This is a genomic window from Fibrisoma montanum, assembly GCF_003583365.1.
Classification (GTDB): domain Bacteria; phylum Bacteroidota; class Bacteroidia; order Cytophagales; family Spirosomataceae; genus Fibrisoma; species Fibrisoma montanum.
Window position 1 is genome coordinate 182833 of the sequence record NZ_QXED01000009.1, and the last position, 16939, is coordinate 199771.

The 16939-nt window shown below is 56.2% G+C and carries 10 protein-coding genes; 4 read left to right on the forward strand and 6 right to left on the reverse strand.

Features of this window, described 5'->3' with window-relative positions:
- Positions 1-219 precede the first annotated feature (219 nt).
- Positions 220-4371: a hybrid sensor histidine kinase/response regulator transcription factor gene (locus DYU11_RS26535; RefSeq protein ID WP_229366062.1), complete on the reverse strand. Its 4152-nt coding sequence runs from the start codon at positions 4369-4371 to the stop codon at positions 220-222.
- Between the two features lie 303 nt (positions 4372-4674).
- Between DYU11_RS26535 and DYU11_RS26540 the strand changes: the two genes are divergently transcribed.
- Together DYU11_RS26540 and DYU11_RS26545 are read left to right on the forward strand one after the other, a co-directional pair.
- Positions 4675-5649: an XdhC family protein gene (locus tag DYU11_RS26540; protein WP_229366063.1), complete on the forward strand. Its 975-nt coding sequence runs from the start codon at positions 4675-4677 to the stop codon at positions 5647-5649.
- A gap of 6 nt (positions 5650-5655) precedes the next feature.
- Positions 5656-6282 (forward strand): nucleotidyltransferase family protein, encoded by a 627-nt coding sequence (locus DYU11_RS26545; protein WP_119670764.1) that lies wholly within the window; start codon positions 5656-5658, stop codon positions 6280-6282.
- Here the strand turns inward: DYU11_RS26545 and DYU11_RS26550 are convergent.
- The 3 genes from DYU11_RS26550 to DYU11_RS33375 form a co-directional block, all read right to left on the reverse strand.
- Positions 6266-8446: a xanthine dehydrogenase family protein molybdopterin-binding subunit gene (locus DYU11_RS26550; protein WP_119670765.1), complete on the reverse strand. Its 2181-nt coding sequence runs from the start codon at positions 8444-8446 to the stop codon at positions 6266-6268. The two genes, DYU11_RS26545 and DYU11_RS26550, sit on opposite strands and share 17 nt — an antisense overlap.
- Positions 8447-8449: 3 nt before the next feature.
- A complete protein-coding gene (locus tag DYU11_RS26555) occupies positions 8450-8935 on the reverse strand; it encodes a (2Fe-2S)-binding protein (protein ID WP_119670766.1) in 486 nt (161 codons plus the stop codon).
- 230 nt (positions 8936-9165) lie between these two features.
- Positions 9166-9366 carry a hypothetical protein gene (locus DYU11_RS33375; RefSeq protein ID WP_158600368.1) on the reverse strand — a complete coding sequence of 67 codons (201 nt, stop codon included), beginning with the start codon at positions 9364-9366 and terminating at the stop codon, positions 9166-9168.
- 138 nt (positions 9367-9504) lie between these two features.
- Between DYU11_RS33375 and DYU11_RS26565 the strand changes: the two genes are divergently transcribed.
- Positions 9505-10074, forward strand: coding sequence for an RNA polymerase sigma factor (locus tag DYU11_RS26565; protein WP_119670768.1), 570 nt, complete (start codon positions 9505-9507; stop codon positions 10072-10074).
- Positions 10075-10179: 105 nt separating this feature from the next.
- Entirely contained in the window at positions 10180-11199 is a 1020-nt protein-coding gene (locus tag DYU11_RS26570; protein ID WP_119670853.1) for a S1C family serine protease, read from the forward strand.
- Between the two features lie 58 nt (positions 11200-11257).
- Here the strand turns inward: DYU11_RS26570 and DYU11_RS26575 are convergent, their stop codons facing one another.
- A complete protein-coding gene (locus DYU11_RS26575; RefSeq protein WP_119670769.1) occupies positions 11258-15112 on the reverse strand; it encodes a VCBS repeat-containing protein in 3855 nt (1284 codons plus the stop codon).
- A gap of 238 nt (positions 15113-15350) precedes the next feature.
- Positions 15351-16886: a RagB/SusD family nutrient uptake outer membrane protein gene (locus DYU11_RS26580; RefSeq protein WP_119670854.1), complete on the reverse strand. Its 1536-nt coding sequence runs from the start codon at positions 16884-16886 to the stop codon at positions 15351-15353.
- Positions 16887-16939: the final 53 nt, after the last annotated feature.

Genomic DNA, 16939 nt, shown 5'->3' on the forward strand with positions numbered 1-16939 from the left:
ACTACCTGTTACAGGATAACGAAGAAGGCAGAGGCTGCTGCAATGGCTACGTACAGTGTCATTTCCACAACCAGATAGATTCGCTGCAGTTGCTGGTTTTTGTTAGAGGGCATAGTATAGTCTTGTCCGTGTAAAGCGCTCACAAAACTACACGGCTCTACCAGGACGGAGGGGTATCAAATCGTAACAATCCGGGGTGCATGCGTAACCACGGGCGATTTAATGCGTCTCCTGATGCGTATCCGAACGCTTTTCTGCGCTATAGGCAGAAGGCAGCGTGTTGAACTCCTGCTTGAAGTATTTCGTGAAATATTTCGGATTATTGAAACCAACCTGGTAAGCCACCTCGGCGACAGTCAACTGGCTGCGTTCGAGGAGTTGGGCCGCCCGCTGCAGGCGAACCGTCCGAATGAACTCGATCGGAGTCCGGTTGGTTAACGCCAGCAGTTTTTTGTAAAGATGGACGCGGCTCATGCCCATCTCGCGACTTAGCTCCTCCACCGAGAAGTCGGCGTTGCTCATGTTGTCTTCTACCACTTTCAGGGCCTTCTGAATTAACTTCTCGTCCAGGGATGTGACCTCAATTTTGCTCGGGCTGATGTCGGCCGGCTTGCGCAGCGCCCGTTCCAGCAGATTGCGCTGGGCGATCAGGTTCCGGATACGGGCCTGCAGCATCTCGAAGTTGAACGGTTTGGTGATGTAATCGCTCGCGCCGGTCTCCAGCCCTTCCAGCTTTTGTTCCTCAGCGCTGCGGGCCGTCAGCAACAGCACCGGAATGTGGGCGGTACGTTTGTCATTCTTTATTTTTCCGCACAAGGTGATTCCGTCCATCTCGGGCATCATAACATCACTGACAATCAGGTTCGGCAAATGCGTCTGGGCCTGCTGCCAGCCATCCCGGCCATTGGCGGCTTCGAGGATATTGTACTGGTCGCGGAGGTTGTCTTTGAGGTAAAACCGGAAATCTTCGTTGTCCTCTACCAGTAAGACCGTTATCTTCTTTTCTGCTTTTCCAGCCACCGGGGCTGCGTCCATTCGATTTACCAGCTCCACACGTGGCTCAACGGCTTCCTGTAGCGGCTGGTACGTAGCGGGCTGATCTGCCACCGTCCGGATGGGAAACTGAACCGTAAACGTACTGCCCTGATCGGGGGCACTGTCGACCGTAATGCGTCCGCCGTGAAGGCGCACAAACTCTTTCGTAATGGCCAGACCAATTCCGCTGCCCTGGTTGACGAGCGTACCGGGAATGTCGTTCTGAAAAAATCGCTCGAAGATCTGGTCGTGCTTTTCGGCTGGTATACCAATACCCGTATCGCTGACGCTGATCGCCAGCAGCTGTTCTGCGGCTGCATCCTGTTCATCTGGTTCGCCCGCGTTGAGCCGTAGTGCCACCTTGCCGTTCTCCGGGGTAAACTTGAAGGCGTTGGACAACAGGTTGAACAGAATGCGTTCCAGCTTGTCGGGGTCAAAATACATAACCAGTTCCGTTACGTTCGACTCAAACGTGAAGCGGATCTGTTTACGCTCCGACAAGTCGGAGAAAGAGTAAAAAATCTCTTTCGTAAACCGGATGACGTCGTTCTGAACCAGGTTCAGTTTCAGTTCCTGCACCTCCATGCGCCGAAAGTCGAGGAGTTGGTTCACCAGGTTGAGGAGCCTTTTGGCATTCCGTTGAATCAACTCAAACTGCCGCAGCTGGCCAGGGTCTTTGGTTTGTTTAAGCAACCGGTCCAGCGGACTGAGAATGAGCGTCAACGGCGTCCGGAACTCGTGGCTGACATTGGTCAGGAACTTGATTTTCATCAGATCGAGTTCGTGCAGCTGCTGGGCCTGCTGCCGTTCCTGCTCCAGCTGAAACGTAATGCGGGCGCGTTCGAGCACGACCCAGCGGGCCAGCCAGAGCGCTCCCAATATCAGCAATACGTACAGCATCAGCGCCGTGGGGCTTTTCCAGAAGGGCGGCAACACGGTAATTTCCAGCTGAACACCATCGGTATTCCAGACGCCGTCGTTGTTGGCCGCCCGCACCAGAAACGTATACGTACCGGGATTCAGGTTCGTGAACGTCGCTTTTCGCACCTGCGGGTCGGCGGTTATCCAGTTGTCGTTGAAGCCTTCCAGCTTGTATTGGTACGTATTTTTTTCCGGGTGGAAATAATTGAGAGCCGCAAACCCGATCGAAAACATATTCTGCCGGTGCGTCAACGTCAGCTCCTGCGTTTGCGTAATGGAGCGATCCAGCACGACCTGGTTTTCATACCGTTCGCCGGGTCGCACATACTGATTGAACACCTGCAGATCCGTCAGCACGACGTTGGGCTTCTGGTGATTGATACCAAAGGCTTTCGGATCAAATAGGGTAAAGCCATTAGGCCCGCCGAAGACCAGTTCGCCCCGGCTCGTTTTGAAGCCGGCGTTTTCGTTGAACAGATTGCTTGGCAACCCGTCCGCTTCGTCGTAATTGCGGAACGTAAACGTGTAATCGCCAGCTCCTTTCGGATGAATCAGTACATGACTCAATCCGTTGGGCGTACCAATCCACAGGTTGTGAGCGTCATCTTCAACGATACTTTGAATCGTGTTGTCCGCCAGTCCGTTTTCTTTTTTGAAAAAGCGGAACGTATTCGTTCGCCGATTAAACAGCGTAAGCCCTTCGATGGTACCGATCCATATCCAGCCCCGGCTATCCTCGGTTATGGCCGTTACGTTATTATGGCTCAGCCCCCGCCGGGTGTTATCACTAGCCGTAACGTGTACGGAGGTCTGGTTCCGGCGGTTCCAGACATCTATTCCATAGCCGTGTCCGACCCAGAGGTTGCCCTGTCGATCTTCCCGAATCGAGGAAATGTATTCCGAATGCAGATAGTTCGTTTCAGGCGGCCGGTAATGGTCAAAACGGCCGGTTGCCTTGTTCAGTCGATCCAGCCCCCCACCCAGCGTACCAATCCAGAAGTTTCGTTGAGAATCTTCGTATAGTTCCCATACACTGTTGTTGGCCAGACTGGTCGGCTGATCATCGCGGTGTACAAACCGCGTAAAGCGGCCGTTCACCAGTCGATTCAGCCCGCCGAGGTACGTACCGATCCAGAGCTGCTGCTGTTGATCAACGAGCAGACTCACGATCACATCACTGCTTAAACTGTTGCCCGAGGAGTTGCTACGGTAGGTAGTAAACGTATTCTGCCCTCTGTCGAAATAAAGAAGACCACCGCCGTTGGTACCAATCCAGAGGTTACCACGGGCATCTTCCGCAAACGTGTTTATATCATCGTAGGGCAACGGACTGGCCGTGTTGCTGTGCCGAAACGCCGAAAAGCGAATGAGATCCGGGTGGTAATAGCAAACGCCGTTTTTATAAGTACCCACCCAGACAATCCCCCCATCATCGCAGTACTGGCTATAAATGGTATTCTGGCTGACGCTTCGTTCGTTACCCTCCTCATTGAGCAGATAACGAACCGAGAAGTCTTGCTTGTCGAGCACGTTGATGCCTCCGTGATCCGTACCCAGCCAGATTTTCCCTTTGCTGTCCTGAATAATACTACGTACCAGATTATTCGTCAGTCGGCCGCGGGTCGCTCCGGTGTGCAGCCGCAATACGGTTTGGTTCCGGGCATCGATGTAGAACGCGCCCGTTCCTGCCCTGCTTTCATACACCCACACGTCGTTGTCGGCATCGACAAAGAGCTTGAAATTGGCGGCTTCGGTCGGGGCCGTTCTAACCAGAGTTGTGCGGTAAACAGCCCGGTGACTGCGGCTGTCCAGTTTTTCGAGCAGCCCAGACTGATGAATCACCCACAAATGACCCAGACCATCTTCGGCAACATCGGTGATGTTGTGGTCACGGATCGAGGTAGTATCCTGGCGTGAGTGCGCAATGCGTCGGGTACGCCGGGTGGCCGGCGAATACCCGAACAAGCCCTGGCTGGTATGCAGAAACCAGTAGGTTCCGCGTTTGCCGCCCCGGATGGTGACAACGTTCCCATCGGGCAGCCCATACGTTCGGGCGAGGGCGTCGGGGCGTCGATTGAAGCGTTCGGTTGCCGGGTCATATACCGTTACGCCTTTTCGGTTGCGTATCCAGAGCAGACCGGCAGGGTCTTCCGCGAGCGTTTCAATGTAATTATCGTTCAGGGAGGTCGTGTCCTGCGCCTGCTGTCGGAACACCTTGCAGGTATAGCCATCAAAGCGATTAAGGCCCGATAAGGTACCGAACCAGACGAATCCCTGCCTGTCTTTCAGAATGCAGTTAACCTGCTGGTGCGACAACCCGCTCGACCGCCCTAAGCGCATGAACGCGTACGGATTCGTCTGGGCCAGCAGGACCCTGGCGGATAAAATCCAGAACGCAAAAAAAAGAAATCTCACAGTACGTTAAGTAGACTGGCTTCTCCTGAACCGCAGAAGCACAACTCAATTTAAAAGTAGGTATACAAATTAGTGAAATTTAGGGATTAACTAGCTATTCTTTCAAAAATAGTAGGCATACGCACCTGCCCGAACCCCTGTTGTTTTGCCGGATCGGTGCCGGTTTCATTCTTCCGGTGCCGGCCCGCTCTGCCAGGGCCGCAGCAACCACTCATCCCGAATCATTTGTGGATCGTTTTATGTTTAGTAAATTTCCGTATTGAATTGCGCGGAGCGGCAAGGCTCATTAGACGAACGACACGAATGATCAGCGAATTCAGGCACATAATTGATACGTATCGGCAGGTTGATTTCACCCAGCGGAAGGCCGCACTGGCTACGGTGGTCGGGTTGAAAGGGTCCGGCTACCGGCGGCCGGGGGCACGAATGCTCATCACCGACGATGGCCACTGGACCGGTGCCATCAGCGGGGGCTGTCTGGAAGGCGACGCCCTCAGGAAAGCCCGGGAGGTGATGCAATCCGGGCAATCCCGGCTCGTGACGTATGATACCACCCAGCCCGACGGCGAAAACTTCGGGATCGGTCTCGGCTGCCACGGCATACTGGATGTTCTGATTGAGCCGCTTACCCCAACGGACACGCAAAATTCGCTCGAAGTACTCGATCAGATCCTGCAGAACCGGCGCGAGGTCGAACTGTCGAAACCCCTGCCCAACGGCGACTTCTTTACGGAACAGCTCAGACCGGATATTCAGCTGCTGGTGTTCGGCGCGGGCTATGACGCGGTTCCGCTCGTGGCGCAGGCGAAACTGGTTGGCTGGCACGTGGTAGTCGCCGACGACTGCGTGGCGCACCTCAACCCCAGACGGTTTGCCCAGGCCGATCAGTTGCTGGCCATTCAGCGCGATAACTTCCGGCAGTCGGTAACGATCGATTCGTACTCAGCGGCCGTGCTGATTTCGCACAACTACAAATTTGACCGGTCGGTGCTGCGCGAACTGCTCCAGACCGACATTCGGTACATCGGGATTCTGGGGCCCAAAAAACGCGGGGACGCCCTCCTCGACGAGCTTGCCGACGTAGTGCAGCCCTCCGACCATGACCGCATCTTTGCGCCGGTGGGCCTGGATGTTGGCGCCGAAACCCCGACCGAAATTGCACTCTCGATTGTATCAGAAGTGCAGGCCGTTTTCCGGCAGACCTCGGCGCGTCCGCTTAAATTCAAGAACGCACCTATTCACCAGCCGGTGGCGCAGCCAACGCCCATCGAATCCTGACCCGGCGTGCAGATCGGCAGTATCATTCTGGCGGCCGGAGCCGCAACCCGGTTCGAAGGGCAGCCCAAACAGCTGCTGACCCTGAACGGTACGACACTGGTTCAGCGTATTACGCAGACCGCCCTGACGGCCTGCCCGAACGGCCCCGTGGTGGTGGTGGTCGGGGCCAATCAGGACCGGATTCGCCCCGAACTCCTGAACTACCCCGTTACGGTCGTAGACAACCCACACTGGTCGGAGGGTATGGCTACGTCGCTGAAAGCCGGGCTGAATTCGCTACTGAGCCGGCATCCTGCGCTCGACGCGGTGCTTGTTCTCCTGTGCGACCAGCCGCTGATTACCCCCGATGTACTTCAGGCGTTGATCGGTACGCACGAACAGACCGGCCAGCCCATCGTTGCCTGCCGCTACGCCGGTTCTGTGGGCGTCCCGGCCCTGTTCGCCCATGCTTATTTCGACAAATTACTGGCGCTAACCGGCGATCAGGGCGCCCGGTACCTCCTGAAAAACAACAAAACCGACCTCGCTGAAGTCGGTTTTGAGTTGGCCGCTATCGACCTTGATTCCTGGCAGGACGTAGACCGGTTCAACCAGAGTCAATCAGACGACAACCAGGTTACCCCAGGTCGTTGATATCAAACGGCAGCTTCCGGATACGTTTGCCCGTAGCCGCAAAAACGGCGTTCGCCAGGGCCGGGGCTGCGGGGGGCAAACCCGGCTCCCCAACGCCAATCGGCGACTCCGAGCTCGGCAGGATATGCACCTCGATGGGCGGGGTTTCATTCAGGCGCAGCATCTGGTAATCGTGGAAATTGGTTTGCCTGGCGCGGCCTTCGTCGAATGTCAGCGCACTTTTCAGAGCCGCCGTCAGCCCCATAACCGTTCCGCCCTCGATCTGCGACCGTACGTTGTCCGGATTCACGGCCGTACCGCAGTCAACAGCCGCAATGATCTTTTCAATCTTAACCCCTTTGTCCGTTTTCGATACGTATACGACGTGCCCGGCCTGCCCGGCAAAGAATTGCCAGAACGCGACGCCTTTCCCCCACCCGGCCGGCAACGGTTTTTCCCAGCCACTCTGGTCGCGCAGGAACCTCAGCAGGTTTTTCATCCGGACATTCTTCCCGATCAGGTTTAGCCGGAACGCCAGCGGGTCCTGCCCGACGGCATGAGCCATCTCGTCTACGAAGCTCTCGTGGGCGAAACAGGTGGTTGCCGAATAGACGGCCCGCCACCAGCCCATCGGCACCGGTACGTCGGCGAAGATGTTGTTGTATGTAAGGTTCGGGATTTCGTAAGGAGCTTCTTTCAGGCCCTCCATCGCGCCATCATCCTGCCGTTTGGCGGGATCCTTGCTGCCAAACTGGGTATCATTAATGGACGGGGCCACCACTTTGTGCTGAAAGGCCACGGGGGTATTGGCCGCGTCGAACCCGGCCCGGAGCAGGCTGTAGGTAGCCGGACGGAACGGGCCGCCGGCCATGTCGTCTTCGCGGGTCCAGACCACTTTCACCGGCCGCCCTACCTGCTTCGACAGGTACACGGCTTCCATCACCTGGTCCAGAAACAGCCGCCGGCCAAAACCTCCTCCCACAAACATCACGTGCACCGTTACGTTCTCAGGCGGAATAGCCAGGTATTTAGCCGTCTCTTTCTGCACATCGTCGGGTAGCTGGGTGGATGTCCAGATTTCGACCGTATCGCCTTTTACGGACGCCAGGCAGTTTTGCGGCTCCATCGGCGCATGAGCCGCAAACGGCAGCTCGTATTCGGCCTCCAGCTTTCTGGCGGCCCCGGCAAAGGCCTCATCGAAATTACCTTTGCTGGTATCGACATGCCCATCCGTTTTGGCCAGCTCTTTAAACCTGGTCGTTATATCGGTTGAATTGAACGCGGCATGCGGGCCATTATCCCAATCAATTTTTAGCGCCCGTCGACCCTGCAGAGCCGCCCAGTAGCTATCCGCCAGCACGGCTACGCCCTGGAAGGTGTTTTTGTACATCTTGCGTTCCGCCTTCAGTACGTGCCGAACACCCGGCATTTTTCTGGTGGCCGTATCGTCGAATGACTTGACGGTAGCCTGCATGACGGGGGCCCGCTCAACCGATGCGTAGAGCATACCCGGCACTTCAGCATCGATACCGAATTTGGCCCGGCCAGTCACTTTAGCCGGAATATCCGGACGTTTGCTTGGCTTGCCGACGAGCCGGAAGTCTTTGGCGTCTTTCAGCTTCGGCTCTTTGGGTACGTCAATCGTTTTGGCAATCTCGGTCAGGGCACCGTATGGCAGGCTTTTTCCGCTGGGCTTATGAAAAATCTTGCCGTCTTTGGCGTAACACTCGTCTACCGGAACGTTCCAGGTTTTGGCCGCGGCCTGGGTCAGCATCTCGCGGGCCGCGGCACCGGCTTTACGCAGGTTTGCCCATTCGCCCCGGACGCTGTAGCTTCCCCCGACGCCCATATTACCGAACTTCTTATCGGCCATCGCCTGCCGGATCTCCACCTGATCGAGCGACACCTCCAGTTCTTCGGCCACAATCAGGGGCATTGACTGGAACGTACCCTGCCCGATTTCGGGCTTATGCGCCATCAGGATGATCTTTCCGGTGTTTTCCAGAATAACCAGCGGACTGACCTCCAGTGATACCAGCGCTTTCCCAGCCATTTGTTCGCTGAGGTTGACCAGCCCGGTGCCGGCCTCGGCGGAGTTGACCCCGATGACCAGCGACGACACCGTCAGACTGCCTGCTTTCAGAAACGCCCGGCGGTTCATGGATGAAGAGGATTGCGGTTTCATGGGCTATTTAGTCGTTAGGGCGGTTTCTTTCAGCAGGTCCGAAGCCCGGTGAATGGCTTTACGCACACGGTTGTAGGTGCCGCAGCGACAGATGTTTCCGCTCATGGCCTGATCAATTTCAGCATCGGTAGGGTCCGGATTTGTCTTGAGCAAAGCCACCGCCGACATGATCTGGCCGGACTGGCAGTAGCCGCACTGCGGAACCTGCTCCTCGATCCAGGCCTGTTGAACGGGATGCAGGCGGGTTTCGCTGCCTACGCCTTCGATGGTCGTAATTTTCTTGTTGGCAACCGAGGAAACGGGGGTGATGCACGAGCGGATGGGCTTGCCGTTCAGGTGAACGGTGCAGGCTCCGCACTGCGCCATACCGCAACCGAACTTTGTACCTTTCAGACCAACCACATCACGAACGGCCCACAGCAGCGGCATTTGCGGATCAGTGTTGATGGTGCGTTTTTTGCCGTTAATAATCAGGGAGATAACAGCCATAGATGAGTATAGTTATTGACTAGCGAACCCTATAAAGTTTGTTCTTTTTGAAGAAGAAGGCAAACAATCTTTTACGACTGTTCCGAATCCCGGTATGAACGGAAACGAAGCTGAAACCTACCGCGTTATGTATCAACACGGTGAACACGAAAAAACCCCACTTTGCAGCGGGGTTTTCCGTAGAGTGTATAGCGATGTCGGTAACTAACCGGCAGTCGTGCCTCAACTAATTAACGAGCGCTATCAGATGACATCATTGAAGCTGAGTCCGTAGCCATCGTTGAATCGGTAGACATCATCGTAGATGAATCCGTAGACATCGTGCTTTCAGTACCAGCTGCTGATTCAGTTTCAGTCTTCTTAGATGAGCAAGAAGTAGCCAGGGCGATCATTGCCATGAAGAAGAACGCAGATTTTGCAATAGCTTTCATGATTTTGGGGTGTTTAAGCGTTGTTAATGGTAAATTGTCAACTTTAATACACCGATTGTAAAAAGGTAACCCAACATTTTTTAACTTTTTTTTGGGTTACGTTTGAGGTGTATCCGTATTAAGTAGTGACGCAACGTAATGAGAAGAAGTAGCGGGGGAGTACTGCTGACCGACGACGAATTGCTGATAGGGCTGGCCAGTGGCTCGGATGCTGTACTGACCCAACTCTACCGTCGGTATTTCCCGATGGTACTGCATTTTGTGACGAGCAACAGCGGCAGCGAAGACGACGCCAAGGATATTTACCAGGAGGTGCTGGTGGTGCTGTATGAAAAAGTGACGAACGGCTCGCTGGAACTGAACTGCCAGTTGAAGACGTACCTCTACTCGGTTGGTCGGCGGCTGTGGCTCAAACAACTGGCTCAACGGAATCGACATTTCATCAATGATACTGAAGCGGTGGTGGCCGTCGACGACGACCTGACCGATCATGAAGAACGGAACCGTCAGTTTGACCTGATGGCCGATTCGCTCGAACGGCTCGGTGAACCCTGCCGCACATTGCTGGAAGATTTTTACACGCGGCATTTGTCAATGCAGGACATCACCGAAAAATTCGGGTATACGAATGCCGACAATGCCAAAACGCAGAAATACAAGTGTCTTCAGCGATTGAAGCGGTTGTTTTTCTCGGAATATAAACAGTAAACGGTTAGTCAGTTTACGATTTTCAGGGGCGGCTGGCGGGTAATTCACCGGCGCGTTGCAGACCACCGAAAACCGTAAATCAAACACTGAAACCCAATAATGACCATGGAAACGAACGACGATCAGGACATAGAGCGTGCGCTTCACGCGTATGGTGAGCGCATTCGGTTCCGGCAGCAGCTGGCTCAGGTTCACGCGGGGCTGAATATGGAAGCCATGCGCGAGGAGGCTGGCGTGTACCGTGAAGAAACCGTACGGCCGGGCCGCATCCGGACGTTCTGGCAAACGTATCGCACCACCCTGGCCGTTGCGGCCTCCGTGGCGGTGTTGACTACGTTCAGCACCATTTTTCTGTATCGGCAGTACCAGCAGAGTCACCAGCAGCAACAGCAATATAGCTTGCTGCGCCGGGATATTCAGGCCATAAAGTCATCGCAGAAGCAGCTCCTGAACGACATTACCGGTCGCAGCCGGGCCCTGAGCGTAAACCCCGGTCAGGTTGCCGGTACGGGTTTCCTGCTGACCGCCGACGGCTATTTTGTGACGAGCAATCATATTGTGCAGGAGGCCGACTCGATCTACGTACAGAGCCAGAAAGGCGAGGTGTATAAAGCGCGGGTGGTCCATTCGGATCAGGCGCACGACCTGGCTATTCTGCAACTCGGCGACGATAGTGCGTTCCGGCCGCAGCCAACCATTCCATACAGCTTCGACGGGAAATCGTCTGAGCTGGGCGAACGCGTATTTACTCTGGGCTACCCGCGCGAGGAGATCGTCTATGGCGAAGGCTATCTGAGTTCGGGAACCGGCTATCGGGGCGATACCGTTGCGTATCAGGTGGCCATCAGCGTAAACCCGGGTAACTCGGGCGGGCCGCTGCTCGACGAGCGGGGCAACGTAATTGGTATTATCAGCGCCAAACAGACTACCTCTGAGGGTGTTAGCTTTGCGGTGAAAACGAACTACCTGTTCAAGGCACTGGAAAACATTCCGGCCGATTCACTGAAAGGCATTCCGCTGAACCTGAACCGGAAAAATACGCTGGTGCATCTGCCCCGTAAGCAGCAGATCAAACGGATGCAGAGTTACGTGTATCAGGTGAAAGTATTTAAGCACGAGAAATAAAGACGCTATAGTGTACTGTACTACAACGCCCGGACGGTATCTGCCATCCGGGCGTTGTTCATTTACGGGCAACCTCACCACCGGCCAGCCTGACGGTTCGGCGTCCTTTCAGGCCAACAACCTCCGCGGTTAGCGCCCCGACCGGCACTCGGACGGTGCGCGACGACTGAGCCAGGTACGAGGCTCCCCAGTAGCCTTCCATTCTCTGTTTTTTTCCGTTCGGCAGGGTCGCCAGTACGTACTGATCTGTCGGCTGGAGCCGAATCGTTTGGCTCCGCAAAGGCCGGGCCGGCGCAAACACCCGCAGGCTATCCTGGTTCTGCGCAGCCAGAAAAAGCGGCTGCCCGGATGGCCGCGTCAACTCGGCCAGCGCTTTGGCATCTTTGTCCACCAGAAAGCCGGACTGCCCAACGGGCACCGACCGAAAATACCCCCGGCCGTCGCCCTGCAGATACACGCCTATGCCGGCATCGTTCCAGCCGGTCAGGATGTCGGCTGCGTAGTCGTTGCCCACCAGCAACAGGTCCAGGTTTCCGTCTTCATTTACGTCGGTAGCCGCCATGCCGAACACCGGCGATAGTTGAGCTTCGGTCGGCAGCGGCCGCACGCTGAACGTACCAGCGCCTTTGTTTTCGAGAAATGCCGACGCAAAATACGTAGCCCGGCGCACGAGCGCTTTGGTTCGCTGTTCGTCCGGAATCATCTCCGCGAATGGCTTTTTGCCGTAAGCTGCGTAGGACGTGAACTGCTTGCGAAAGGCGGGCATCTGATCGGTCAGTGTTTCGCGGGGGTGCGCTGCGTATTCGTTTCCCTGATTGAACCAGGTTATGATCGGGTCAAGGGATCCGTTCTGGTCGTAGTCGGCCGCATAGACCGAAACCGGCTCCGTTTCCGACGCCCGGTAGCGGGTATTCAACCCCAGGTTTCCGGCTACGTAATCCGTATCGCCATCGTTGTCAAAATCACCCGCGACCAGACTATTCCACCAGCCGGCGGGTGCTAAGGGCGTAGGACGCAGGACAAAGGCGGGCTCCCAGCCATCGGGCTTATGTGCTGCGCCCTTTGTCCCGTGCCCCAGGCGATTCGTAAACACCATGACCGGCATCCACTCGCCGGTTACCAGCAGATCCAGCCAGCCATCGTTGTCGTAGTCGGACCAAAGAGCCGCACAGACCAGACCAGCCTCAGCCAGTCCGGGGGCCAGCTGCTGGGTTACGTCGGTGAACTTCACCCCCTTCCCCTTTCCTTTTGAAGGAGAGGGGTGCCCGTTAGGGCGGGGTGAGGTTAATTCACTATCATTGCGCAGCAGATAGCTTCGGGCGGGTTTGGGGTACGTTTGCGGCACCACCCGCCCGCCGATGAACAAGTCCAGATCCCCATCCCTGTCGAAATCGCCCGCCGTTACGCAGGAACCACTGGCCGTAGTGGGCGGCAACGCATTCACGGCGGGGGTCAGATGTCCTTTCCCATCGTTCAGATACAGCTGGTCCTGGTATTGGGCCTGGTTTTTACCAAACTCGGTACTGCCCCGAACCGCGTACAAATCCTGGTCGCCATCGTTATCAGCATCGAAAAACAACACCCCCGTCTCTTCTTCGTCTTTTGTGGGCATGGCCGTGCGCCGGAACGTACCGCCGGGCTGCTGAATAAACAACGCCCCCGGTTGCTGAGCCGCACCGGCAATGTATACATCGTCGAGCCCATCGCCGGTAACGTCGCCCACCGCCAGGCCCGGCCCGATCTGCGAATGTTTATGCGGCAACAGGGTCTGCTGCATCTTGTAATCCACAAAATCGGTCTCCTCATGGCGGAACGCCAGCCCGACTGCCGTCGACACTTCCCGAAACAGCGGCTCCGACGCGGGCTCCTGCCGACGCATGAACGAAGCCCCCTGCGGCCTGGCCTGCGCCTGATCGAGCGTCAGGACCTGGTTCACGGCTACGTTAGCGAGCACCTGCCCCCGCCCGTCGGGCCAGCGTATTTTGAGTGAATCGATCCGCCTGGCCTTCCCCAGGCCAAAGTGCATCAGGGGCTCAACCGTCGACTGATAGCCCCGTTGCACTACCTGCTCGGCGTACTGCATCTGCCCCTGAACATAAATAGAAACCGTCGCTCCCAACCCGTTTAGATTGCCGGGTGTTCCTTTCAGCCGAAGCCGCAGAAACGCGTTATCGGCCGAAGGCTGCCCGCGTATTGTGTTGTTCCGGTAGATAAAGGCCGGGTCGTTGACATTGTTCATGACCAGGTCAAGGTCGCCGTCGTTGTCGAAGTCGGCGTAAGCCGTTCCGTTGGTATACGACGGTTGATCCAGCCCCCAGTCCTCCGCTACGTTGGTGAACGTAAGCCCCGTACTGCCTGCATCGGTGCCCCTGCCGTTATTCCGGTACATGACGTTGGGCTTATGCACCCCTTCCAGCGTTTTCAGGCTTTCGAGAATCCGCCGGTGCCGGTCGTCGTCGGAGCCAAACTGGTTAGCCTCGCGGTTATACGTCGAAAAGTCGAGATCCGTTACGTCGCGCCGGTAACCGTTCGTAATCAGCAGATCCCGGTAGCCGTCGTTGTCGAAGTCGGCCAGCAGCGGACTCCAGCTCCAGTCGGTCGCATACACTCCGGCCATATAGCCGATGTCGCTGAATAGGGGTGTGGGGCCGGGGGCCGGGGGCGAAGGGCGTGGGGCAAAGGGTACAGCACTCCCCCTAGCCCCCTGCCCCACGCCCTTCGCCCCCAGCCCTTCGCCCTCCGGCGCGAAGCCTCGATTCAGCTGTAGCATGTTCCGGACGTATTGAGGCTGGTAACCCAGGCGCTGAGCCATCTGGAATTTGTCGTACGGCACGGTTCCGAACATGGTTTTCTGCCGCAGGTTATCATCCGGCATCATATCGACTACCGTAATGTCGTTCAGGCCATCGTTGTTAATATCGGCCATGTCGACGCCCATGCTGTTATGGCTCTGGTGCTTAAGAGCGTCGGCAATCCGGTTGACAAAGTGGCCGTGCTGATCGTTGATGTACAGCACATCATTCGACTGAAAATCGTTGGCTACGTAAATATCCGGCCAGCCATCCTGGTTCACGTCATTGACGATCACGCCCAGGCCCCACCCCTCATGGATGATGCCCGCTTCCTGCGATACGTCGGTGAAGTGGGGCAAAGGGCGGGGGGCCGGGGGCGGAGGGTTTATTCGATCATTCCCGCCGGCCCCAAGCCCCTTGCCCCCCGCTCCTTGCCCCACCCCATCATTCCGGTACAGCTTGTCTACGCTCCGGGCGGTTCCGTTGTTGCGGGGGCCTGTAACGGTATTGCGGTTGTATTCTTCGAGGGCATTCGTCAGCAGATACACGTCCAGGTCACCGTCGCGGTCGTAGTCAACAAAAGCGGCCTGGGTACCGAAGCTCGAATCAGCCAGCCCCACCTCCCGGGCGGCTTCGACGAACCGGGGCACACCACTGGCGTCGTTGCCCTGGTTCAGAAAGAGCAATTTGGGAACGGCCTTTCGCTTGTCGGGGTGTAGCGTTGACACGAATACATCCAGCCGCCCATCCTGATTAATATCGCCCACCGCCACCCCCGAACACCAGACCTTTGTACCAACCCCAGCGGCTTCGGTCACATCCTCAAACCGGAAATCGCCCCCGCCAGGTGTGGTCCTGTTCAGGTACATCCGGCTCGACACCTGATTACCGGCAAAGAATATGTCGGTCAGGCCGTCGCCGTTAAAATCACCAACGCCGACGCCCCCGCCATTGTAGATGTATTCGAACTCCAGTACGTTGAAGGAATCCGTTTCGGTGATGGTGTTGGTAAAGTCAACCCCGGTTTGGCTGGGGCTTAGCAGGTCAAATCGGGTTGATCGATGCCCGCAGCCGGTTAGCCATACCACACAGCCAGTAAGCAAAAATAAAGCACTACGCATATGGGTAAGATACGAAAAAAAGCCTCCCCGTTGGAGGAGGCTCTTGCTAGATGTTTGCCGTTCAGGATTACAGTTTCCGACGTACTCAGTTTGCACCTGGAACCCTAAATCAACGCTGGTTACCGTGAATTATGGCTAGGCATTGGATTCATGTATGCCCATTTTTGTCATCCCTCCTGGCGTCGGGATGACAAAAATGAGCATTGCCAACTACGGAATAGTCATAACCAACGGTAAATTAATAGCCGGGGTTCTGATCGGCCTGACTCAGCTTACCGTTGTTGTCCAGTTCCTGCTGCGGAATCGGCAACAGCTCCTGCTTGCCTCTGGCAAAATACGAAATCGGCTCTGTTCTCAGCTTGTTCTGAGCCCGCCAGCGCAGAATGTCGCGGTTGCGAATCTGCTCACCGGCCAGTTCAACGCGCCGTTCGTGTACGATCGCCCGAAACACCTCATCCTTGCTGTTGACGGGATAGGCCTTGGTCGGATACGGCGGCATGGCCACACTCTTCCGGGCCCGTACCTGGTTCAGCAACGCAATGGCAGCGGCTGAATTACCCGTTTCGTTCTCTGCTTCGGCCATACCCAGCAGCACATCGGCGTAGCGGATGATCCGCATGTTAATACCTGACGTGTAGAACGTTTCCGCATTTTTGTACATGGCCGTGTATTTCCGCCAGCTTATTTTCTGGGTTGTTCCGTTGAACGACTGCGCATTGCCCTGTACATCGCCTTCGGCCAGTGTCCGGGCTCCGTTGTTGAACTTATCCCCAATGAAGTAGAAGTTGTAGCTCAGGCGCGGGTCGGTTTTCTCATCCCCCTTGGCTGTATGCTCGTATTCCGCCAGCAAACTAGCCGATGGAATCAGGTTCCGCCAGCCAATGGCGCTGTATTCCTGGCTGCGGGTCATCGTTTCATTAGCGCCCCCGTCGTTGCCGTCGCCGTCCCAGTTAAAATCGCCGATTTTCGAGAAACCGATTTCGAACAGTGATTCAGCGTTGTTCTCATTCTCCTCCTGGAAGTTAGCGTCGTATTCGTCGGTCAGGCGGTAAAGACCCGAGCTGATTACCTTCTGAAACTCCGTTTTCGCTTTGGCATAATCGCCCTGCTGCATATAAACCCGACCCAGCAGCCCAGCAGCCGCTCCACGGGTAGCCCGGCCCAGATCGGCCCCGCTGTAGCTCGCTGGCAGATCAGCCTGAATCGCCAGTAGATCAGACGTGATCAGTTGATAGACCTCAGCCGGTGTTGCCCGGGGTTTGGTCCCGTCAACGGCCGTTACGAAGCTGGTATAGAGGGGAACACCGCCCCAGAGGGTAACCAGATCGAAGTACGACAGCGCCCGCAGAAACTTAGCTTCGGCAATGGCCCGCTTCGTCAGCGTCGGATTGTCGGTTACCTCGGCACCCTTGTCAATTACGACGTTGGCCCGGTGAATGGCCCGGTACAACCCGTTCCATACGGAAAACGCCACCGGATTGCCTGGAATCTGCGCCCCGATCAGAATCTGGTTACGGGGGGCTTCCAGCTGCCCGCCACCCGAGGTCATCTCATCGCTGCGCAGGTCGTGCAGGAAAAACCACTCCCGACCAGTCAGGTTGTAGCTTTGCCAGATTGAATACACGGCATTGACGCCCTTAACCAATTCAGCCGCGTTATTATAATACGTCTCGGTGGTGTATTGATTCGGGTTTATCTGATCTAATTTATCCGTGCTGCACCCTAAGAGCAGCCCCAGCGTAATGGTTGTGACGGTTAAATAGTTGCGTTTCATTGTGTAGTTCATTTGAAACTTACGTACATCAAAACTTTTTGAATACTGTTGAG

Coding starts and splice junctions, on each gene's coding strand:
- DYU11_RS26555 (WP_119670766.1), bottom strand. CDS start 8,935: ATGGCTGTTATCTCCCTGATTATTAACGGCAAAAAACGCACCATCAAC.
- DYU11_RS26550 (WP_119670765.1), bottom strand. CDS start 8,446: ATGAAACCGCAATCCTCTTCATCCATGAACCGCCGGGCGTTTCTGAAA.
- DYU11_RS26575 (WP_119670769.1), bottom strand. CDS start 15,112: ATGCGTAGTGCTTTATTTTTGCTTACTGGCTGTGTGGTATGGCTAACC.
- DYU11_RS26540 (WP_229366063.1), top strand. CDS start 4,675: ATGATCAGCGAATTCAGGCACATAATTGATACGTATCGGCAGGTTGAT.
- DYU11_RS26565 (WP_119670768.1), top strand. CDS start 9,505: ATGAGAAGAAGTAGCGGGGGAGTACTGCTGACCGACGACGAATTGCTG.
- DYU11_RS26570 (WP_119670853.1), top strand. CDS start 10,180: ATGGAAACGAACGACGATCAGGACATAGAGCGTGCGCTTCACGCGTAT.
- DYU11_RS26580 (WP_119670854.1), bottom strand. CDS start 16,886: ATGAAACGCAACTATTTAACCGTCACAACCATTACGCTGGGGCTGCTC.
- DYU11_RS33375 (WP_158600368.1), bottom strand. CDS start 9,366: ATGAAAGCTATTGCAAAATCTGCGTTCTTCTTCATGGCAATGATCGCC.